A 16231-nucleotide genomic window follows, 5' to 3' on the forward strand; every position below is an offset into this window, starting at 1 on the left:
TCCAATTATTCCTTGCAGGACAGGCACTTTCGCATATCTACACCCCGAAACTCACAACGTTTCACGAAAAATCCGGGTTAGAACGGCTTTTCGGCCGCTTGATCCTCCGATGCGGTGTCGAGCAGCATCGGAATGACCGCGTCGGGCTCGCCGACCAGTGCCGCGACCAGACGCCGCTTGACGGGACCGAACCAAGCGAACCGCAGCGCCAGGCGGCGGGTTCGTTGCTGGCCGCTCGTGGCGGGCAGGAACCGGTTGGCCATATCGCGCGCCGTCTTCTGCTTGTCCTCGACGGTTGGGCGCCAAAGTCGCTCGTAGAAGTCCAGCGCCCGGTCCACGGACGACGTCCTGCGAAACTGCTCGGCCAACAAGTACGCGGCGGCCACGGCCAACGAAGCGCCCTGTCCGGCGAGCAGCGAGACCGCCGCACACGAGTCACCGAGCAGGACCACCCGGTTCTTGCGCCAGGTGGGCATCACGACCTGGGCGACCTGGTCGTAATAGATCTCCTCGGCGGGCGGGCAATTCTCGAGGGCCTGCGGCACCAGCCAGCCCATGTCGGCGTAGTTGGACTGGATGGCGACGCGAACGTCGCTGGGCCGCTGCGGATCCGGCGCGCGATGCACCGCGAACGCCGCGACCTTGCCGTCGCGCAGGACGGAGAAGCCCAGCTGCCGGTCTAACGTGTCGGTCAGCATGACCCGGTCGCCCGCCACCTCGCGGATCTCGGGAGCGTCGACTACGAAAGCGGCGGTGTGAAAACCGAGGTAACGCAGATACTGCGACTCGTCACCGAACACCAACGTGCGCACGGTCGAGTGGATCCCGTCGGCGCCGATCAGCAGATCGACATCGAGTTCGCCGCCGTCGGCCAACGTCACCGTGACCCCCTCATCACGGTGGAACACATCAGCAACCGATGCACCGAAGCGCAGGTCCACATCGCCAGGAAGGTTGTCCCGCAATGCCTTTTCCAGGTCAGGCCGCATGATGCTGCACAGCCGGCCTTCGAGCGCTTTGGCGATCAACCCGTAGGGAATGCCCGCCCGGCGGCGGCCGTGCGTGTCGACCAGGCTGGCTTCCTCGACTTGGTAGGCGAGATCTTCGATCGCCGGCAGGACTCCGATCGCCTCCGCCGCGTCGTAACCGGCGCCGAAGAAGTCGATCAGGTAGCCCTGCGTGCGCGGGCCGGGAGAGCGCTCCAACAACACCACTTCGGCGCCGAGTGCCGACATACGTTCCGCAGCGGCCAACCCGGCGATCCCGGCACCGCAAATGGCCACTTTCACGGCATTACGGTTTCTCCAGCGCCTGGGTGTAGGCGCTGGTGGATCGACCGAGCGCGATGGTCTCGGCGTCTACCCGGGGCATCAACTCGGCCGCGGTCTTGCGAATGGCCGCCTCGCCGAGCCGGGTGGACAACACCGGCTTGAGCCAGCGCAGCAGGCCCACCCATCTCGGGCAGTACACGTGATCTCTGCGGTTCTCGATGCCGTCGACGAAGGCCGCGGCGCACTTGTTGACCGACGTGGTCTTGTTCAGGGGCGAAGGCAATCTCCGGAGAAGTTCATCGAACGACGGCAGGTCTGCCCTGCTGTCGCGGACCAGGGCCGTGTCGATCCACGACATGTGCGCCGAGCCGACGTCAACGCCGAGATGGGCGACCTCCAGCCGCAGCGAATTGGCGAAGTGCTCGGCGCCCGCCTTGGACATGTCGTAAGAGGCCATGCCCGGGGCCGCGGCGAACGCGGCCAGCGACGAGACCACCAGCAGGTAGCCGCGACGATTTATCAACTCGGGCAAGGTGGCTCGAGCCGTATGGAAGACGCCCAACAGGTTGACGTCCAGCACCCGCTTGAACGCCTCCGGGTCGACCGCCAGCACCGACCCGTAGCTGGCGATGCCGGCGTTGGCCACGACGACGTCGATGCCGCCGAACTTCTCGACGGCCTGCTTTGCCGCGTCCTGCATTGCCGCGAGATCGCGCACGTCGGCAACGACGGTGAGCACGCGGCCGTCGCCGCTGAGTTCGGCTCCGATTTCGGCCAGCTCCTTTTCACCGAGGTCGGTCAGCACCAGCCGGGCACCCTTGTTGTGCAACCGACGGGCGACTTCGGCCCCGATTCCTCGGCCGGCGCCGGTGATGAAGACGACTTTGTCCTGCATCGTGGTCATGGCCGAAAACGTACCACCGTGCGGCTACAGCGACACGCCGAGCAGCGCGTCGACAGCCGTGGCCACTTGTTGCGGTGAACCTTCGTGGTGGCCACCGTATTCCAACGCATCGGTGGTCCAACCATCCAGCGCGGCAATCGCTTTCGTGGTGTCGAGATCGTCGGCCAGGTAGCGCCGCACCCGGGCGATGACGTCGGCCGCGTCCGGCCCGGCGGGCAACGCGGCGGCGGAGCGCCAGCGGTGCAGCCGAGCGGTGGCCTCGTCGAGCACCTGCTGGCTCCAGTAGCGGTCCGAACGGTAGTGCCCGGCAAGCAGACCCAATCGGATGGCCGCCGGATCGACGCCCTGGGCGCGCAGTTGCGACACCAGCACCAGATTGCCGCGACTCTTGGACATCTTGTGCCCGTCCCAGCCGATCATCCCGGCGTGCACGTAGTGGCGCGCGAAACGCCTTTCGCCGCTGACGCATTCGGCGTGCGCGGCGGTGAACTCGTGGTGCGGGAAGATCAGGTCGCTGCCGCCACCTTGAATGTCGAGTCCGCTGCCGATGCGGCTGAGCGCGATGGCGGCACATTCGACGTGCCAGCCGGGGCGGCCAAACCCAAACGGGGACGGCCACTTTGGCTCTCCCGGACGCGCGGCCCGCCACAGCAGCGCATCGAGTTCGTCGGTCTTGCCGGGCCGCCCGGGGTCGCCGCCGCGTTCCGCGAAGAGCCGAAGCATGGTGTCGCGGTCGTAGCCCGACTCGTAGCCGAACTGCAGCGTGGCGTCCGCCCGGTAGTACACGTCGGGATATTCGCCATCGACGACATAGGCCGCGCCTGAGGCCAACATCTTCTCAATGAGCTCCACCATCTCGGGGACGGTCTCGGTGGCCCCGACGTACTCGCTGGGCGGCAGGATCCGCAGCGCCGACATGTCCTCGCGGAACAGCGCCACCTCTCGCTCAGCCAGATCGCGCCAGTCCACCCCGTCGCGCTCGGCGCGTTCGAACAGCGGGTCGTCCACGTCGGTGACGTTCTGCACATAGTGCGTCTCGTGCCCCAGATCGAGCCACAGCCGATGGATCAGGTCGAACGCCAGGTAGGTAGCGGCATGGCCGAGGTGGGTTGCGTCGTAGGGCGTGATCCCGCAGACGTACATCGTTGCCCGCGCACCCGCCGTCACCGGGCGCACCTGACGATCGGCGGTGTCATACAACCGGAGCTCCGGGCCGCGACCCGGTAGTTCCGGAACCGGCGCCGGCGACCACGACTGCATGCCGTCGACTTTAGGACAGCCGCGTCGCCCAGGACCTACCGCCACCAAGCCTGCCGGATCGCGTCCAGCAGGATCGGCGCCACCTCGGCGCGACACATCAGCAGATCCGGCAGATACGGGTCGGCCTGGTTGTACTCCAGCGGCGAACCGTCCAGTCGCGAGGCGTGCATGCCGGCGGCCTGCACCACGCCCGCCGGTGCCGCCGAATCCCACTCCCACTGCCCACCGGCGTGCACGTAGGCGTCGACGTGGCCGTCGACCACCGCCATCGCCTTGGCGCCGGCCGAACCGATCGGCACCAGTTCGATGTCCAGGGTCTGACTCATGCGGTAAAGGATCGCTGGGGGCCGAGTGGCGCTGGCCGTTATCCGCAGGGTGCGGGGAATGCCCGTTCGCGCGGCGTCGCCCGTCACGGTGTCGCTGCGGTACACCACATTGCCGCGCGCCGGCAGCGCCACAGCGGCGTCGGTGATCTGCCGCTCACCGTTGGTGGGGCGTTGCCACAGCGCGACATGTACGGCCCAGTCGTCGCGGCCGCGGGTGGAGAACTCGCGGGTGCCGTCCAGCGGGTCGATGATCCAGACCCGGTCGGACTTCAGTCGCACCAAATCGTCGTGAGCTTCCTCACTGAGCACGGCATCGTCGGGCCGCTCGGCGCGTAACCGCCGCAGGATCAACGAATTCGCCAGCGTGTCACCGGCATCGCCGAGCATCCACGGATGGGCGAATCCCATTTCTTCGCGCACCTGCAGCAGCAGTCTGCCGGCATCGGCGGCGAGATCGGCGGCCAGCTCGGCGTCGGTCAGATCGTGGTTGTCGATCTTGTCGCCGGGGGCCGCGGTCACGCCTTCAGTATCACCGACACACCAGCCCGCGTCAGAACGCCGGCCAGGGAATGGGTCGGTGACGGTTCGGAGCCGGCATCACCGGATTGTCCAGCACCTGCAGCGCGCGCCGGCGCAGCGCGGCGACCTCGGCCGGGGTGATCAGCCCCTTGAGCTCGTCGGCCAGCGGCCCGCCCAGGGCCTCGACCAGCCTGGCCACTCCCTCCAACGACTCGTCGTCGATGGGCTTGCCGGCCCACCCCCACAGCACGGTGCGCAGCTTGTCCTGGACGTGCAGGGACACCCCGTGGTCCACCCCGTAGACCTGGCCGTCGACGCCTTTGAGGACGTGGCCGCCCTTGCGGTCGGCGTTGTTGACCACGATGTCGAACACCGCCATCCGGCGTAGCTGGGTGTCATCCGCGTGCATGAGGACGACCTCGTCGCCGGCATAGTCGTAGGCCTGCAGCACCGCGAGGTAGCCGGGCTGCGGCTTGCCGGCCGGAAACAGGTCGACCAGGTCGGGTCCGGGCCTGGGGTCGGAGTCGACGTCGTCGCCCGGTTGCTGCACCCACAGCTGCAGCATGCCTCGTCCGGCGGGACCATCCCGAATGATTGTGTACGGCACCATGTTCCAGCCCAACGCCACCGAAACCAGGTAGGCGCCCAGCTCGCGCCCGGCCAGCGTGCCGTCCGGGAAGTCCCATAACGGCTGCTCACCGGACACCGGCTTGTAGACGCAATGCACGGTCGCGGACCCCAGCGTGGCCTCGCACAGGAAGGTGGCATTGCTGGCGGAGCGGATGCGTCCGAGGACCGTCAGCTCGCCGTTGCGCAGGACCTCACGCGCCTCACTCTGCGACGTCATCGTCGGGCCCGAGCAGCGCCTCGCGCCGGTAGCCGTTGGCGCGCGCGCAGATGTGCCCGTCCGGGTCCAGTGGTTCGTCGCACAGCGGACACGGCGGGCGCCCCGCCGAGATGACACGGTTCGAGCGAGTGGCGAACTGCCGCGCCGATTCCGGGGTGAGGAAGACGCGCACCGCGTCGGGCCCCTCCTCGGTGTCGTCGAGAACCACCGAGGCGTCGAACTCGGCGTCGGTGACGGCGAGCAGTTCGACCACCACCGTCTGCGCCTCGGAGTCCCAGCCCAGTCCCATCGTCCCAACCCGAAACTCGGCATCCACCGGCATGATCAGGGGGTTGAGGTCCTCGACTTCGGTGGGCTCCGGGGGCACCGGGGTGCCGAACCTGCGATTCACCTCGAGCAGCAGCGCGCCGATGCGCTCCGCCAGAACCGCGACCTGCTGCTTTTCCAGCACCACCGACACCACGCGGGAGTCATGCACGGCCTGGATGTAGAACGTGCGGTTTCCGGGCTGCCCAACGGTCCCGGCCACAAATCGGTCGGGTGTGCGGAAGACGTGGATTGCTCGGCCCATAGCACTTCCAAAATACCGTGCCCATGCGGTCCCTGTGCGGTTCCATGTGTCGCGAGGGTGCGCAGAATGCCATCGTTTCCCGGCGTGTCGCGGACTGACACGCACGTTCGGCGGAATTGGGTTTAGTCGGTGGAGCCGCCGACGACGGCGTCGCTGGGTGGGGGCGCGTCCTTGGCGCCATCCTTGGCGCCGTCTTTGGGCGGGGGCGGCGCCGCCCGCAGCCCGGCCGCCAGTCGGGAGCCGGTGTGGTTGACGTGCAGCACGAACGGGCGCAACGGCGTGTAACGCACCACACTGACCGACGCCGGGTCGGCGTTGATGCGCTGAAAGCCGTCCAGATGCATGCCGTAGGCATCGGCGATCACCGACTTGATGACATCTCCGTGGGTGCAGGCCACCCAGAGCGCGTCGCCGTCGTGCTGCTCGGCCAGGCGCCGGTCGTGTTCGCGGACGGCGGCCACGGCGCGAGCCTGGACCTGGGCGAGGCCCTCCCCGGCGGGGAACACCGCCGCGCTCGGATGGGCCTGGACCACCCGCCACAGCGGTTCGTTGACCAGCTCGCTCAGCTTGCGGCCGGTCCAGTCGCCGTAGTCCACCTCGGCGAGCCGGTCCTCGATCACGGGCTGCAGGCACAGCGCCTCGGCCAGTGGCGCCACCGTGCGACGGCACCGCAACAGCGGTGAGGTCACCAGCGCCCGGATGGGCAGGTCGCCAAGTCGGTCGATCAGCCCGGCGGCCTGTTCGATGCCCTTGTCGTCGATGTCGACGCCCTCGGAACGACCCGCGAGGGTGCCCGCGGTGTTCGAGGTGGACCGGCCGTGGCGCAACAGGATGACGGTCATGTTGCGGTCACCGTTCCGGTCGCCAGCAGGGCGAGCACGACCGCCCCGAGCAGCACCCGGTAGCCCACGAACCAATACATGTTGTGGCGCACCAGGAATCGCAGGAACCAGGCCACCGCGGCCAACCCGATACCGAACGCGATCAGCGTGGCGACCAGCAGCTGCGGCCCGGTCGCGCTCATCCCCTCGGTCACCGGGTGGAAGGCGTCCGGCAGGGAGAACAGGCCGGAGGCGAACACCGCCGGAATGGCCAGCAGAAACCCGAACCGCGCGGCCAGCTCGCGTTCCAGCCCGAGGAAGAGACCGGCGCTGATGGTCGCGCCGGACCGGGAAACGCCCGGGACCAGCGCCAAGCATTGCGCGAGCCCCACCAGCACGGCATCGCGCCAGTTCAGCTGCTCGATATCCCGGGTTCGCCGACCCAGGTACTCCGCCAGGGCAATCACGGCCGAGAAGACCACCAACGCGGTGGCCACCACCCAGAGATTGCGCACGCCGGAGCGGATTTCGTCCTTGAACAGCAGTCCCAGCACGCAGATCGGGATCGTCCCGATTATTACGTACCAGCCGAGCCGGTAGTCGGCGTTGCGATACGTGACGCCGCGAAAGATTCCGAGGAACCAGGCCTTGAGGATCCGCGCGATGTCGCGCGCGAAGTACACCAGCACGGCAGCTTCGGTGCCCAACTGGGTGACCGCGGTGAATGAGGCACCGGCGTCAGCGCGGAAAAAGATCCGCGACACGATGGCCAGGTGGCCAGAAGAAGACACCGGGAGGAACTCGGTGAGACCCTGCATTACGGCCAAGTCGATGACTTGCCACCACGACATCGCCGGAACCGCAGACACGACGACGACCGTACCTGGTGGCGCAAGCTGCTACCGGGTGCGACCGGAGCGTCAACGCTGGACGGGTTCCGCGTGGGCAACGGCGTCCCGCACGGCTGCGGCCAGGCTGCGCTCGTCGGTCAGGTCGATGTCGACCAGGCTGCGGACGGTCCGCGCGACCACGTCTTCGGTCTGCGGAACCGGGCCCGCAATGCGGGGTCGGTAAATTTCGACGACGAGCGAGCGGTGCTCAATGTGGAAAGAAAAGCTGCGGCCATCTCCGACGACTCCGTACCCGCTGGCGAAAATGCCCGTCAACATATCCTCGATAGCAAACTCGTTGCTTGCGATATGCCGGTCAGCGGTGACGGTCATGTCAAGAAGATACATCTTCAAGACCAGTTGGGGGGAGCAAGATGACCAGATTGGGGGCGGCAGCGTTCCTTAGAATTTCATTTGTACGCTCCCCGCAAGAAGGCGGTTCGTTGGTCAAACTGCACAAGGACGCTTTGCAACGCTTTATTTGCACCGGCATTGTTTTGCTGGGTTTGGCATTGCCCCTGATCGGTTGTTCGTCGAATCCACTGCAATCGACTCCGCCCACGATTCCGGCCGCGCAACCGGCCGTCTCCCCACCGCCGGCTCAGGCCCCGGCCGGTGTGGTGCGACCGCTGGGCGGCCACCCGCAGGCCGCCCTCTTCGACGGCCCAACGCGCAAGTTGGTGGTGCTCAGCCCCGGGGACGACCCGTCGGCCCCCGCGAGCATCAGCCTGTTCGACGAGGGCCAGGCCGCGCCGCGGGTCATCGCCCTGCCTGGACCCGCGTCGGCCGTTGTCTGCGACGGTCATGGAGCGGCGGTGGTGGCGACCCGTGGCGGTTACTTTGTGGTCGATTTGGCGGGTGGCCGGGTCGACCGGGTCGCCGTCGCCGACTCCGCGCAGGTGGATTTCACCGCGGTCACCCGCCGCGCCGACGGCCGACTGGTGCTAGGCAGCGCCGACGGCGCCGTCTACGTCCTGGGGGCCGCGGACTCGGGGACCGCCCCGGTGACCGACCGCAACAAGCTCTTCGCTCGCGTCGATTCCCTTGTCACCCAGGGTGATCGGATCGTGGTGCTGGACCGGGGCCAAACGTCGGTGACCGCACTGGGGCCGGACGGGCGTGCCGAGCAGGCACTGCGCGCCGGCGAGGGCGCCACCACCCTGGCCGCCGATCCACTGGGCCGGGTACTGGTCGCCGACACGCGTGGCGGCCAACTGCTGGTCTACGGCGTCGATCCGCTGATCCTGCGTCAGGCCTACCCGGTGCCGCAGGCCCCGTACGGCCTGGTCGGGTCACGCAACCTGGCCTGGATAGCCCAAACCGCGGCGAACATCGTCATTGGTTACGATCTGTCCACCGGAATCCCCGTGGAAAAGGTGCGTTACCCGACCGTGCAGCAACCCAACTCGCTGGCCTTCGACGACACGTCCGGCACCTTGTACGTGGTGTCCGGTTCCGGGGCCGGGGTTCAGGTCATCGAGCACGCGGCGGGCCAGTCGTGACGAACCGCCGGTCGAGGCAATGGGGTCGGCTGCCCGCCGAATGGCACACCGACATGTCCGACGAATACGAATGGGCACCGCTGCGTCTACCGCCCGAAGTGACCAGGCTCAGCGCCTCCACCCGGTTGTCCATCGAGGCCGAGTTCCGCGGCTGGGAACTGACCAGGGTCCGGCTCTACAACGACGGGAGCCGACGGGTGTTGCTGCGCCGCAAGAAGTCTCGCCTGGACAGTGCGGACTCGTCCACGCGCGGTCCCGATCAGCCGGAACTGTGACCGCGCAGATCGGCGCGGGCCGGCACCCGTTGTACGCGCCGTTTCGACGGCTGCTTTTCCTGCTGCCGGCGGAGCGTGTCCACACGCTGGTCTTCGCCGCGTTGCGCGGCGCGACGGCTCGTGAGCCGGTGCGCTCGCGGCTGTGTCGGGCTATGGGCCCGACCGATCCGCTGTTGTCCAGCACGGTGTTCGGGGTGCGATTCCCCGGGCCGCTGGGGCTGGCCGCCGGCTTCGACAAGGACGGCGCCGGACTGAGCGCCTGGGGCGCGCTGGGCTTCGGATACGCCGAGATCGGCACCGTCACCGCACACCCGCAACCCGGTAACCCGGCCCCGCGCCTATTCCGGCTGCCCGACGACCGCGCCCTGCTGAACCGGATGGGATTCAACAATCACGGCGCGGGCGAACTGGCCCTCCGGCTGGCGCGGCACACCCCCGACGTCCCGATCGGGGTGAACATCGGAAAGACCAAGGCGACACCGGCCGACGAGGCCGTCGACGACTACCGCGCCAGCGCGCGCCTGGTGGGCCCGTTGGCGGCCTACCTGGTGGTCAATGTCAGCTCGCCGAACACGCCGGGGCTGCGTGATCTGCAGGCCGTGGAGTCGCTGCGCCCGATTCTGTCGGCGGTGCTGCAGGAGACCTCCACGCCGGTGCTGGTGAAGATCGCGCCCGACCTCTCCGATTCCGACGTCGACGACATCGCCGACCTGGCCGTTGAGCTCGGCCTGGCCGGGATAGTGGCCACCAACACCACGATCTCGCGCGCCGGCCTGCTCACCCCGGGCGTCGACGCGCTGGGGCCGGGCGGCATCTCCGGCCCCCCGGTGGCCAAGCGGGCTGTCGAGGTGTTGCGCCGGCTCTACGACCGCGTCGGCGACCGGCTGGTGCTGATCAGCGTGGGCGGAATCGAGACGGCCGAGGACGCCTGGGAGCGCATTACCGCCGGCGCGTCGCTGTTACAGGGTTATACGGGCTTCATCTACGGCGGCGGCTTGTGGGCCAAGGACATTCACGACGGAATCGCCCGCCGGCTGCATGCGGGTGGATTCGCCTCGCTCAGTGCGGCGGTGGGCTCGGCGGCGCGGAAACCGCAGAACCCGCCCGGCTGAGCCCTCAGGCGGCCCTCAGTCGGCCTGCAGGGAGGTGCGCAGGTAGTCCAGCTGGTCGAGTTCCGTCTGTCCGGCGTGCACCGTGACGGAGTGCAGGATGCCGTTCCACGCGAATGGCGGCTGATAGTCGTCGCTCACCGGCAGGCCCCGGTCGTAGCCGAGCGTGAGATGGGTGCCGCCGTGCTGAAAGACGAAGGGCAGGGTGTGCTCGGAGGACGCGCCGGCGACGACCTGCCCGTCCACCACCGCCTCGACCCGCAGGCCGCCCTGCTCCAGCCGCAGCACCAGGCCGAGCAAGTGGCGTCCCGGTGGAAGTTGTTCACCGGACTGCAATCTCAGCGTCTCGCCGGGTAGGGCCAGCGCGAGGGTGAGTCGTCCGTCGAGCACATAGGCGGCCAGCCCGCCGTTGCGGTCTCCGATGGCGAACAACACTCCGCTCGGCGTGCCGTCTGGTACTTCGACGTCGGCGACAATGTTGCCGCCACCCGCCAGCAGCGGTATTGCTTCGTCGGACACCGGGCCCGACTGCGGGTACAGCGTGACCCTTTGGTCGATCGGGTATTCCGGCGGCGCAAAGGCCGAGAGCCGTCCGACGAGCGAATCGAACAGCGGCAGCACATTGTTCGCCTCGGCTTCGATCGTCCACTGCCGCTGCAGTCTTTCGAGCACGTCGGGATGCTCGTTCGCGACATCGTGTGCCTCGGAGAAGTCCTCGTCCAGGTTGAACAGCGACCACTGATCGTGCTCGAAGTCGCGACTCCCCGGGAACAGCAGATCCTCGTCCATGACTCCACCCGAGACGTGGTCGGTCGTGGCTTTCCATCCGTCGGCGAAGATCGACCGCGAGCCGAGCATCTCGAAGTACTGCACCGAGCGCGGGTTCGGCGCCGCGGAATCGGTGAAGCTGGGCAGCAGGCTGGCGCCCTGGATGGGCAACTGGGCGATACCGTCGACCGACTCCGGCGCGGAGAGCCCGCACGCGTCGAGCACCGTGGGCAGCAGGTCGATCGCGTGGGCGAACTGGCCTCGAACTTGGCCGCCCGCGCCCCCCTCGCGGATGTGCTTGGGCCAGTGGACGATGAACGGCACCCGTGTTCCGCCCAGCCAGGTGTAGCGCTTCCACAGCCGGAACGGCGTGTTGCCGGCCCAGGCCCAACCCCACGCGTAATGCGGGTAGTTCTCGGTGCCGCCCCAATCGTCGAGCCGCTGCAGGTTGTCGGCGAGGTCGTCGCGGACGCGGTGGGTGAAGCGGTGCTCGTTGGCGGTGCCGGTGACGCCGCCCTCTGCACTTGCGCCGTTGTCGGAGAGCACGAAGATCAGGGTGTTGTCGAGTTGCCCGATGCGTTCCAGCGTGTCGATGACTCGCCCGATCTGCGCGTCGGTGTGGCTGAGGAAGCCGGCGTACACCTCATGCATACGGGCATACAGACGGCGCTCGTCGGCGCCGAGGTCGTCCCACGCCGGCACCCAGGACGGTCGCGGTGTGAGTGTGGTGTTGGGCGGGACCACGCCCGAATTCACCTGCCGGGCAAATACTTCATCGCGCCACTGATCCCAGCCGCGATCGAACCGGCCCGAGTAGGCGTCCGCCCAGGAGCGTTCCACGTGGTGCGGGGAATGCATGGCGCCGGTGGCGAAGTAGAGGAAGAACGGCTTGCCCGGCGTGCCGGCCTGCTGGTTGAGCACCATCCGGATGGCCTCGTCGGCGAGGTCTTCGGTCAGGTGGTAGCCCTGCTCGGGGCGGGCGGGCGGTTCGACGAACGAGTTGTCCCGAACCAGTTCGGGCGCCCATTGATTCGCATCACCGCGAAGGAAACCGTAGTAGCGCTCGAAGCCCAAACCCAGCGGCCACTGGTCGAATGGCCCGGCGTCGGAGCGCTGACCGCGCGGGACCAGATGCCATTTGCCCACCGCCAGCGTGCTGTAACCGGCGTCGCGCAGCACCCGCGGAAGTGTGGCCGCGGACCGCGGGATGCGCGCGGTGTACCCCGGGTGTGTCGTGGGTAGGTCGGCGAGGAAACCCATGCCCACCGCGTGGTGGTTGCGGCCCGTCAGCAACGCCGCGCGGGTCGGCGAGCAGAGGGCGGTCACGTGGAAGCGGTTGTATCGAAGCCCGCCGGCGGCCAGGCGATTGATATTGGGTGTCGCGATATCCGAACCGTAACAACCGAATTGGGCGAAACCTAGGTCGTCGAGCAGAATCACGACGACGTTGGGTGCGTCTTTTGGCGGTCGCACCGGTTGGCTCATGTCGGCATTGCCCCAATCCCTCGGAGAGCTGTAGTCACACGACTACAAGCTTCGTCACCTTATGGCTCCGCTGCGCAATGTGCAAGGGGCAGTGTGTAAGTCGAGCCGGCTGCGGCGCTATGCCCCGCGCCGTCGAGGCGCCGGCCCGGGTGCCCGGCCGAGCGCAAGAATTCTGCAAGAGTTCCGCAAAGATCCCGCAGCCGACGTGCGGCAACCTGCGCGAGTCGGCTCGCACGTGGCTGAGCACGCGAGCCCTAGGACATCGGCGCCCCGCGCCGACGTCGTCGAGCGCGCAGGAGGAACGCCAATGAGAATCACGGCGATTGTTGCTACCGGCCTGCTGGCCGGCACCCTGATAATCGCGAGTCCCGCGCAAGCACAGCCGGCCGCCGCAGCGTCCGGCGTGTTGAGCGGCTTAAGTCCGTTGCGGCCTCCCCCGAGCCTTTCCGTCGACCCCAAGGCGGAGGTCGAGGAGTTGCTGCGGCAGGCCACCGCGCTGGACGACAACTGGGACAACTTGAGTCCCGCACAACGCAATCAGCAGATCGCGGCGTTGCGACAGCAGGCTGAGACCGTGCAGCGCGAGGTCGACAATCTGCCGCCGAATGAACAACCAGAGGTGCAAGGAATGCTGAGCCTGGTTGCCCTCAAACTGGCCAACGTGCTGCGGCGACAACTGGCCTCGCGTTGATGCTGCGCTTTTGGCGGTGGTTACTCGCAATTTGTCGCCCTAGGCGCAGAGTCAAGCGTCAGCCGTCGCGGCGCTGGGTGAACTTGATGTCCAGGCTGCGCAGGTAGGTCTGCAGTCCGGCGTCCTGCACGGGGATCAGGTGTGCCGGGGTGTCCGTCTCGTTGTAGTGGGCGTGCCACATACCCGGCGGAGTGGTGAAGGCGCCGCCGGCCTGCCAGTCCACCCGGATCGGGTCGACGATCTCGCCGCGGTCGTCCAGCCGGGTGCCCAGCAGGGTGTAGCAGCCGCTCGGGGGCGCGTCGAGGATCAGATCCAGCGCGACCGACTGGTGTCGGTGGGGACGCTGCTCCTGATGCGGCGGCAGCACCCCGAACATGGCCCACAGCACGTGGGTGATGGTCAGCGTCTGCTCCTGGTCGGCGTTGGCCAACAGCACACTCACCCGGCTCTTGTCGTTGGCGCCGGGTCGGGTGGCGATCTCCTCGAGCTTGGCCACCGCGTCCGCGCGGCGGAACTTGGTGGGGCGGAAACGCGGCCGGGTGGCGTCGACACCCAGGTAGCGCAGCAGCGGCTCGTCGTGCACCCAGTACATCGCCGCTTCTGCGTCGGCGTAGAACACCGCCCGGCAGCCCGCGGGCAGGACCAGGAAGTCGCCCTTCTCCCACTCGACGAGCCGGCCGTCGATGGCGGCGAAGCCGCGCCCGTACAGGACGTAGTAGAGCTGCGAGGTGGCGTTGACGGCGGTGGCGAGGTGCTTCGCGGCACGGATGCGGACGAAGTTCGCCAGCAGCCCCGGGCTGGTGGCAGGGCCGGTGGTGATGCCCAGCTGGGCGGACAGGTCGAGGGGGATGACGCCCGTCGGCTGGTCCAGGTAGAGCTCGGGTCCGAACTGGGCGATCGGCATCGGCGGGGTGTGTCCAGACCCGATCGGGTTGGCCGCCTTCGAGTACTCGAACAGGCGCGCGTCGTCGATCAAGGACTCGAACCTGCCCTCGAAGGCGACCTCAGCAACGTTGGTCATGGGCGCGGGAACCGTGGGGTCGAAGTCGATTGCGCTGTTCAGCGAGGTCGCAGTGGTCATGAGCGCCTTCTCCTCAATGCTTGTGCATGACTGATATCTTGATCGTATCTAACTTGTATCTAAGTTGTATTGTGAGCTTGGTCCCACCGGAAGGGGTGCATGTGACCGCTGAACGAGGCACCGCCAAGGACCGCGCGCTGCGCTACGTCAAGTCGCAGGTGCTCACCGGCGCCTTCCCCGGCGGCGAACTGATCAGCGAGGGCGACGTCGCCGCCGCGCTGGGCATGTCACGCACCCCGGTTCGCGAGGCGTTCCTACGGCTGGAGGCCGAGGGGCTGCTCCGGTTGTATCCGCAGCGCGGCGCGTTGGTGGTGCCAGTGTCGCCCGAAGAGGTCCGGGCGGTCATCGAGGCCAGGCTGATCCTGGAACAGTTCGCGGCGACCAAGGTGGTGCGGCACGGCCCCGCCGCCGCCGAGGCGGTGTATCAGCGGATGTCGGTGACACTGCAGCGCCAGCAGGTGGCGGCCGAGGCGGTGGATTGGCAGGAGTTCTTGGATGCCGACCGTCAGTTTCATGCCGTGACCCTGGAAGAGGCGGGCAATCCCCTGTTGTCCGACTTCTATTCGTCGCTGCGCGACCGGCAGCTGCGCATGGTCCGCGAGTCGGCGGGGCGCGATCCGCATCGCATGACGACGATCATGGACGAGCACCGCGTGATCGCCGACGCACTGCGCGACTGCGACCTGGAGCGGGCGCTGGGCGCCATCCGGACTCACCTCGCCAGCACGGTCCGGGCCCTGGGGTTGTCCATCGACCCGCTCGGCGGAATTTAACGCACCACGATCGAATGTTCCCGGCGCGCAACCAGTTCGCCTATCACCGGCGCGCCGGGTATTTCACCGGCGATCAGCAGGCCACCGGAGGTCTGCGCGTCCGCCAGCAACAGCGCGGTCTCGTCGTCGACCCCGGACAGGTCGACATGTGGCGCGACCCAGTCGAGGTTGCGGCGTGTGCCCCCGCTGACATAACCCGCCGCCAGGGCTTCGCGCGCACCCTCGATGTACGGGACCGCCGCCGAGTCGATCACGGCCGTGACGCCACTGGCCCGGGCCAACTTGTACAAGTGGCCCAACAAGCCGAAACCCGTCACGTCCGTTGCGCATTCGACACCGGCCGCCACCGCCTGCTGGGCGGCCTCGGCGTTCAGGGTGGTCATCACGTGAATCGCCTCGTCGAAGCGCTCCCCGGTGGCCTTGTGCCGACTGTTCAGCACGCCGACGCCCAGCGGCTTGGTCAACGACAGCGGCGTGCCTGGTTTACCAGAGTCGTTGCGCAGCAACTTGTTTGGATCGGCCATCCCGGTGACCGCCAGCCCGTACTTGGGTTCCGGGTCGTCGACGCTGTGTCCACCGGCAAGAAAACAGCCAGCCGAGGAGCAGACGTCGAGTCCGCCGCGCAATGTCTCGGCGGCCAGCTCGAACGGCAGCACGTCGCGCGGCCAGCCCAGCAGGTTGACCGCGACCACCGGGCGCCCGCCCATCGCGTACACGTCGGACAGGGCATTGGTTGCCGCGATTCGGCCCCAGTCGTAGGGATCGTCGACCACCGGCGTGAAAAAGTCCGTCGTCGCGATCAGCGCCGTGCCGCCGTCGATGCGGACAACGGCAGCGTCGTCGCCGCTGTCCAGGCCAACCAACAGTTCGCCGGCGGGGTCTCGCGGCTCGGTGTTGGTGAGCCCGCGGACCACGTCCTCCAATTCCCCCGGCGGAATCTTGCAGGCGCACCCGCCCCCGTGGGCGTACTGGGTCAGTCGGTAGGACATGTGTCCATGGTGCTAGGTGGGCGCCTGCGAGAATATTCGGCATGGCCCAGGGAGGTGTTTCCGGTCTGGTGACCGGCGCGGTCTTCAAAATCGTCGAGCGGCAGTCGCTGCCGCTGGCGGGTTCGATTCCCGTCCGCCTCCGCCACCCT

The 16231-nt window shown here is 67.8% G+C and carries 17 protein-coding genes and 1 tRNA gene; 6 read left to right on the top strand and 12 right to left on the bottom strand.

The features are described from left to right. Positions 1-77: 77 nt before the first annotated feature. The 9 genes from BST27_RS24290 to BST27_RS24330 all read right to left on the bottom strand — a co-directional run bounded on the left by BST27_RS24290 (position 78) and on the right by BST27_RS24330 (position 7742). Positions 78-1289: an FAD-dependent monooxygenase gene (locus tag BST27_RS24290; protein WP_069422081.1), complete on the bottom strand. Its 1212-nt coding sequence runs from the start codon at positions 1287-1289 to the stop codon at positions 78-80. 4 nt (positions 1290-1293) lie between these two features. Next, the gene (locus BST27_RS24295) at positions 1294-2175 is read right to left on the bottom strand and encodes an SDR family oxidoreductase (protein ID WP_069422082.1); all 882 of its coding nucleotides are present in this window, start codon (positions 2173-2175) and stop codon (positions 1294-1296) included. Positions 2176-2199: 24 nt separating this feature from the next. Beyond that, positions 2200-3435, bottom strand: coding sequence for a cysteine--1-D-myo-inosityl 2-amino-2-deoxy-alpha-D-glucopyranoside ligase (mshC, locus tag BST27_RS24300; protein ID WP_069422083.1), 1236 nt, complete (start codon positions 3433-3435; stop codon positions 2200-2202). Between the two features lie 35 nt (positions 3436-3470). Continuing rightward, a complete protein-coding gene (locus BST27_RS24305; protein ID WP_232007438.1) occupies positions 3471-4256 on the bottom strand; it encodes a 3'(2'),5'-bisphosphate nucleotidase CysQ in 786 nt (261 codons plus the stop codon). A gap of 55 nt (positions 4257-4311) precedes the next feature. Beyond that, the gene (locus BST27_RS24310) at positions 4312-5127 is read right to left on the bottom strand and encodes an SCO1664 family protein (protein ID WP_069422085.1); all 816 of its coding nucleotides are present in this window, start codon (positions 5125-5127) and stop codon (positions 4312-4314) included. Then, the gene (locus BST27_RS24315; RefSeq protein ID WP_069422086.1) at positions 5111-5698 is read right to left on the bottom strand and encodes a DUF3090 domain-containing protein; all 588 of its coding nucleotides are present in this window, start codon (positions 5696-5698) and stop codon (positions 5111-5113) included. Before BST27_RS24315 ends, BST27_RS24310 begins: the two co-directional genes overlap by 17 nt. Before the next feature lie 122 nt (positions 5699-5820). Continuing rightward, a complete protein-coding gene (locus tag BST27_RS24320; protein ID WP_069422087.1) occupies positions 5821-6540 on the bottom strand; it encodes a histidine phosphatase family protein in 720 nt (239 codons plus the stop codon). After that, complete coding sequence (locus BST27_RS24325; protein WP_069422088.1) at positions 6537-7370, bottom strand: undecaprenyl-diphosphate phosphatase; 834 nt, start codon at positions 7368-7370, stop codon at positions 6537-6539. Before BST27_RS24325 ends, BST27_RS24320 begins: the two co-directional genes overlap by 4 nt. A gap of 69 nt (positions 7371-7439) precedes the next feature. Next, the gene (locus BST27_RS24330) at positions 7440-7742 is read right to left on the bottom strand and encodes a hypothetical protein (protein ID WP_069422089.1); all 303 of its coding nucleotides are present in this window, start codon (positions 7740-7742) and stop codon (positions 7440-7442) included. Between the two features lie 110 nt (positions 7743-7852). Between BST27_RS24330 and BST27_RS24335 the strand changes: the two genes are divergently transcribed. The 3 genes from BST27_RS24335 to BST27_RS24345 are packed head-to-tail and all read left to right on the top strand — an operon-like array spanning position 7853 to position 10298. Then, entirely contained in the window at positions 7853-8911 is a 1059-nt protein-coding gene (locus BST27_RS24335) for an SMP-30/gluconolactonase/LRE family protein (RefSeq protein ID WP_069422090.1), read from the top strand. A gap of 53 nt (positions 8912-8964) precedes the next feature. Beyond that, entirely contained in the window at positions 8965-9186 is a 222-nt protein-coding gene (locus tag BST27_RS24340) for a DUF5703 family protein (RefSeq protein WP_069422103.1), read from the top strand. A gap of 29 nt (positions 9187-9215) precedes the next feature. Then, on the top strand, positions 9216-10298 hold the full coding sequence (locus BST27_RS24345) for a quinone-dependent dihydroorotate dehydrogenase (RefSeq protein ID WP_069422104.1): 1083 nt from the start codon (positions 9216-9218) through the stop codon (positions 10296-10298). A gap of 15 nt (positions 10299-10313) precedes the next feature. On the opposite strand, the gene BST27_RS24350 is transcribed toward BST27_RS24345, so the two are convergent. Continuing rightward, positions 10314-12548, bottom strand: a complete 2235-nt coding sequence (locus BST27_RS24350; protein ID WP_069422091.1) for an arylsulfatase — start codon at positions 12546-12548, stop codon at positions 10314-10316. Between the two features lie 307 nt (positions 12549-12855). On the opposite strand from BST27_RS24350, the gene BST27_RS24355 reads away from it, so the two are divergent. Continuing rightward, positions 12856-13239, top strand: coding sequence for a hypothetical protein (locus BST27_RS24355; RefSeq protein WP_069422092.1), 384 nt, complete (start codon positions 12856-12858; stop codon positions 13237-13239). A gap of 58 nt (positions 13240-13297) precedes the next feature. On the opposite strand, the gene BST27_RS24360 is transcribed toward BST27_RS24355, so the two are convergent. Further along, a complete protein-coding gene (locus BST27_RS24360; protein WP_069422093.1) occupies positions 13298-14320 on the bottom strand; it encodes a cupin domain-containing protein in 1023 nt (340 codons plus the stop codon). Positions 14321-14421: 101 nt separating this feature from the next. Between BST27_RS24360 and BST27_RS24365 the strand changes: the two genes are divergently transcribed. Then, positions 14422-15093 carry a GntR family transcriptional regulator gene (locus BST27_RS24365; protein ID WP_232007435.1) on the top strand — a complete coding sequence of 224 codons (672 nt, stop codon included), beginning with the start codon at positions 14422-14424 and terminating at the stop codon, positions 15091-15093. Here BST27_RS24365 and selD read toward each other — a convergent pair. Further along, positions 15090-16082, bottom strand: a complete 993-nt coding sequence (selD, locus tag BST27_RS24370) for a selenide, water dikinase SelD (protein WP_069422095.1) — start codon at positions 16080-16082, stop codon at positions 15090-15092. The genes BST27_RS24365 and selD overlap by 4 nt on opposite strands. A 50-nt stretch (positions 16083-16132) precedes the next feature. On the opposite strand from selD, the gene BST27_RS24375 reads away from it, so the two are divergent. Further along, positions 16133-16227 (top strand) — tRNA-Sec (locus BST27_RS24375). Positions 16228-16231 lie beyond the last annotated feature (4 nt).

Source organism: Mycobacterium intermedium (assembly GCF_002086275.1).
Taxonomy (GTDB): Bacteria; Actinomycetota; Actinomycetes; order Mycobacteriales; family Mycobacteriaceae; genus Mycobacterium; species Mycobacterium intermedium.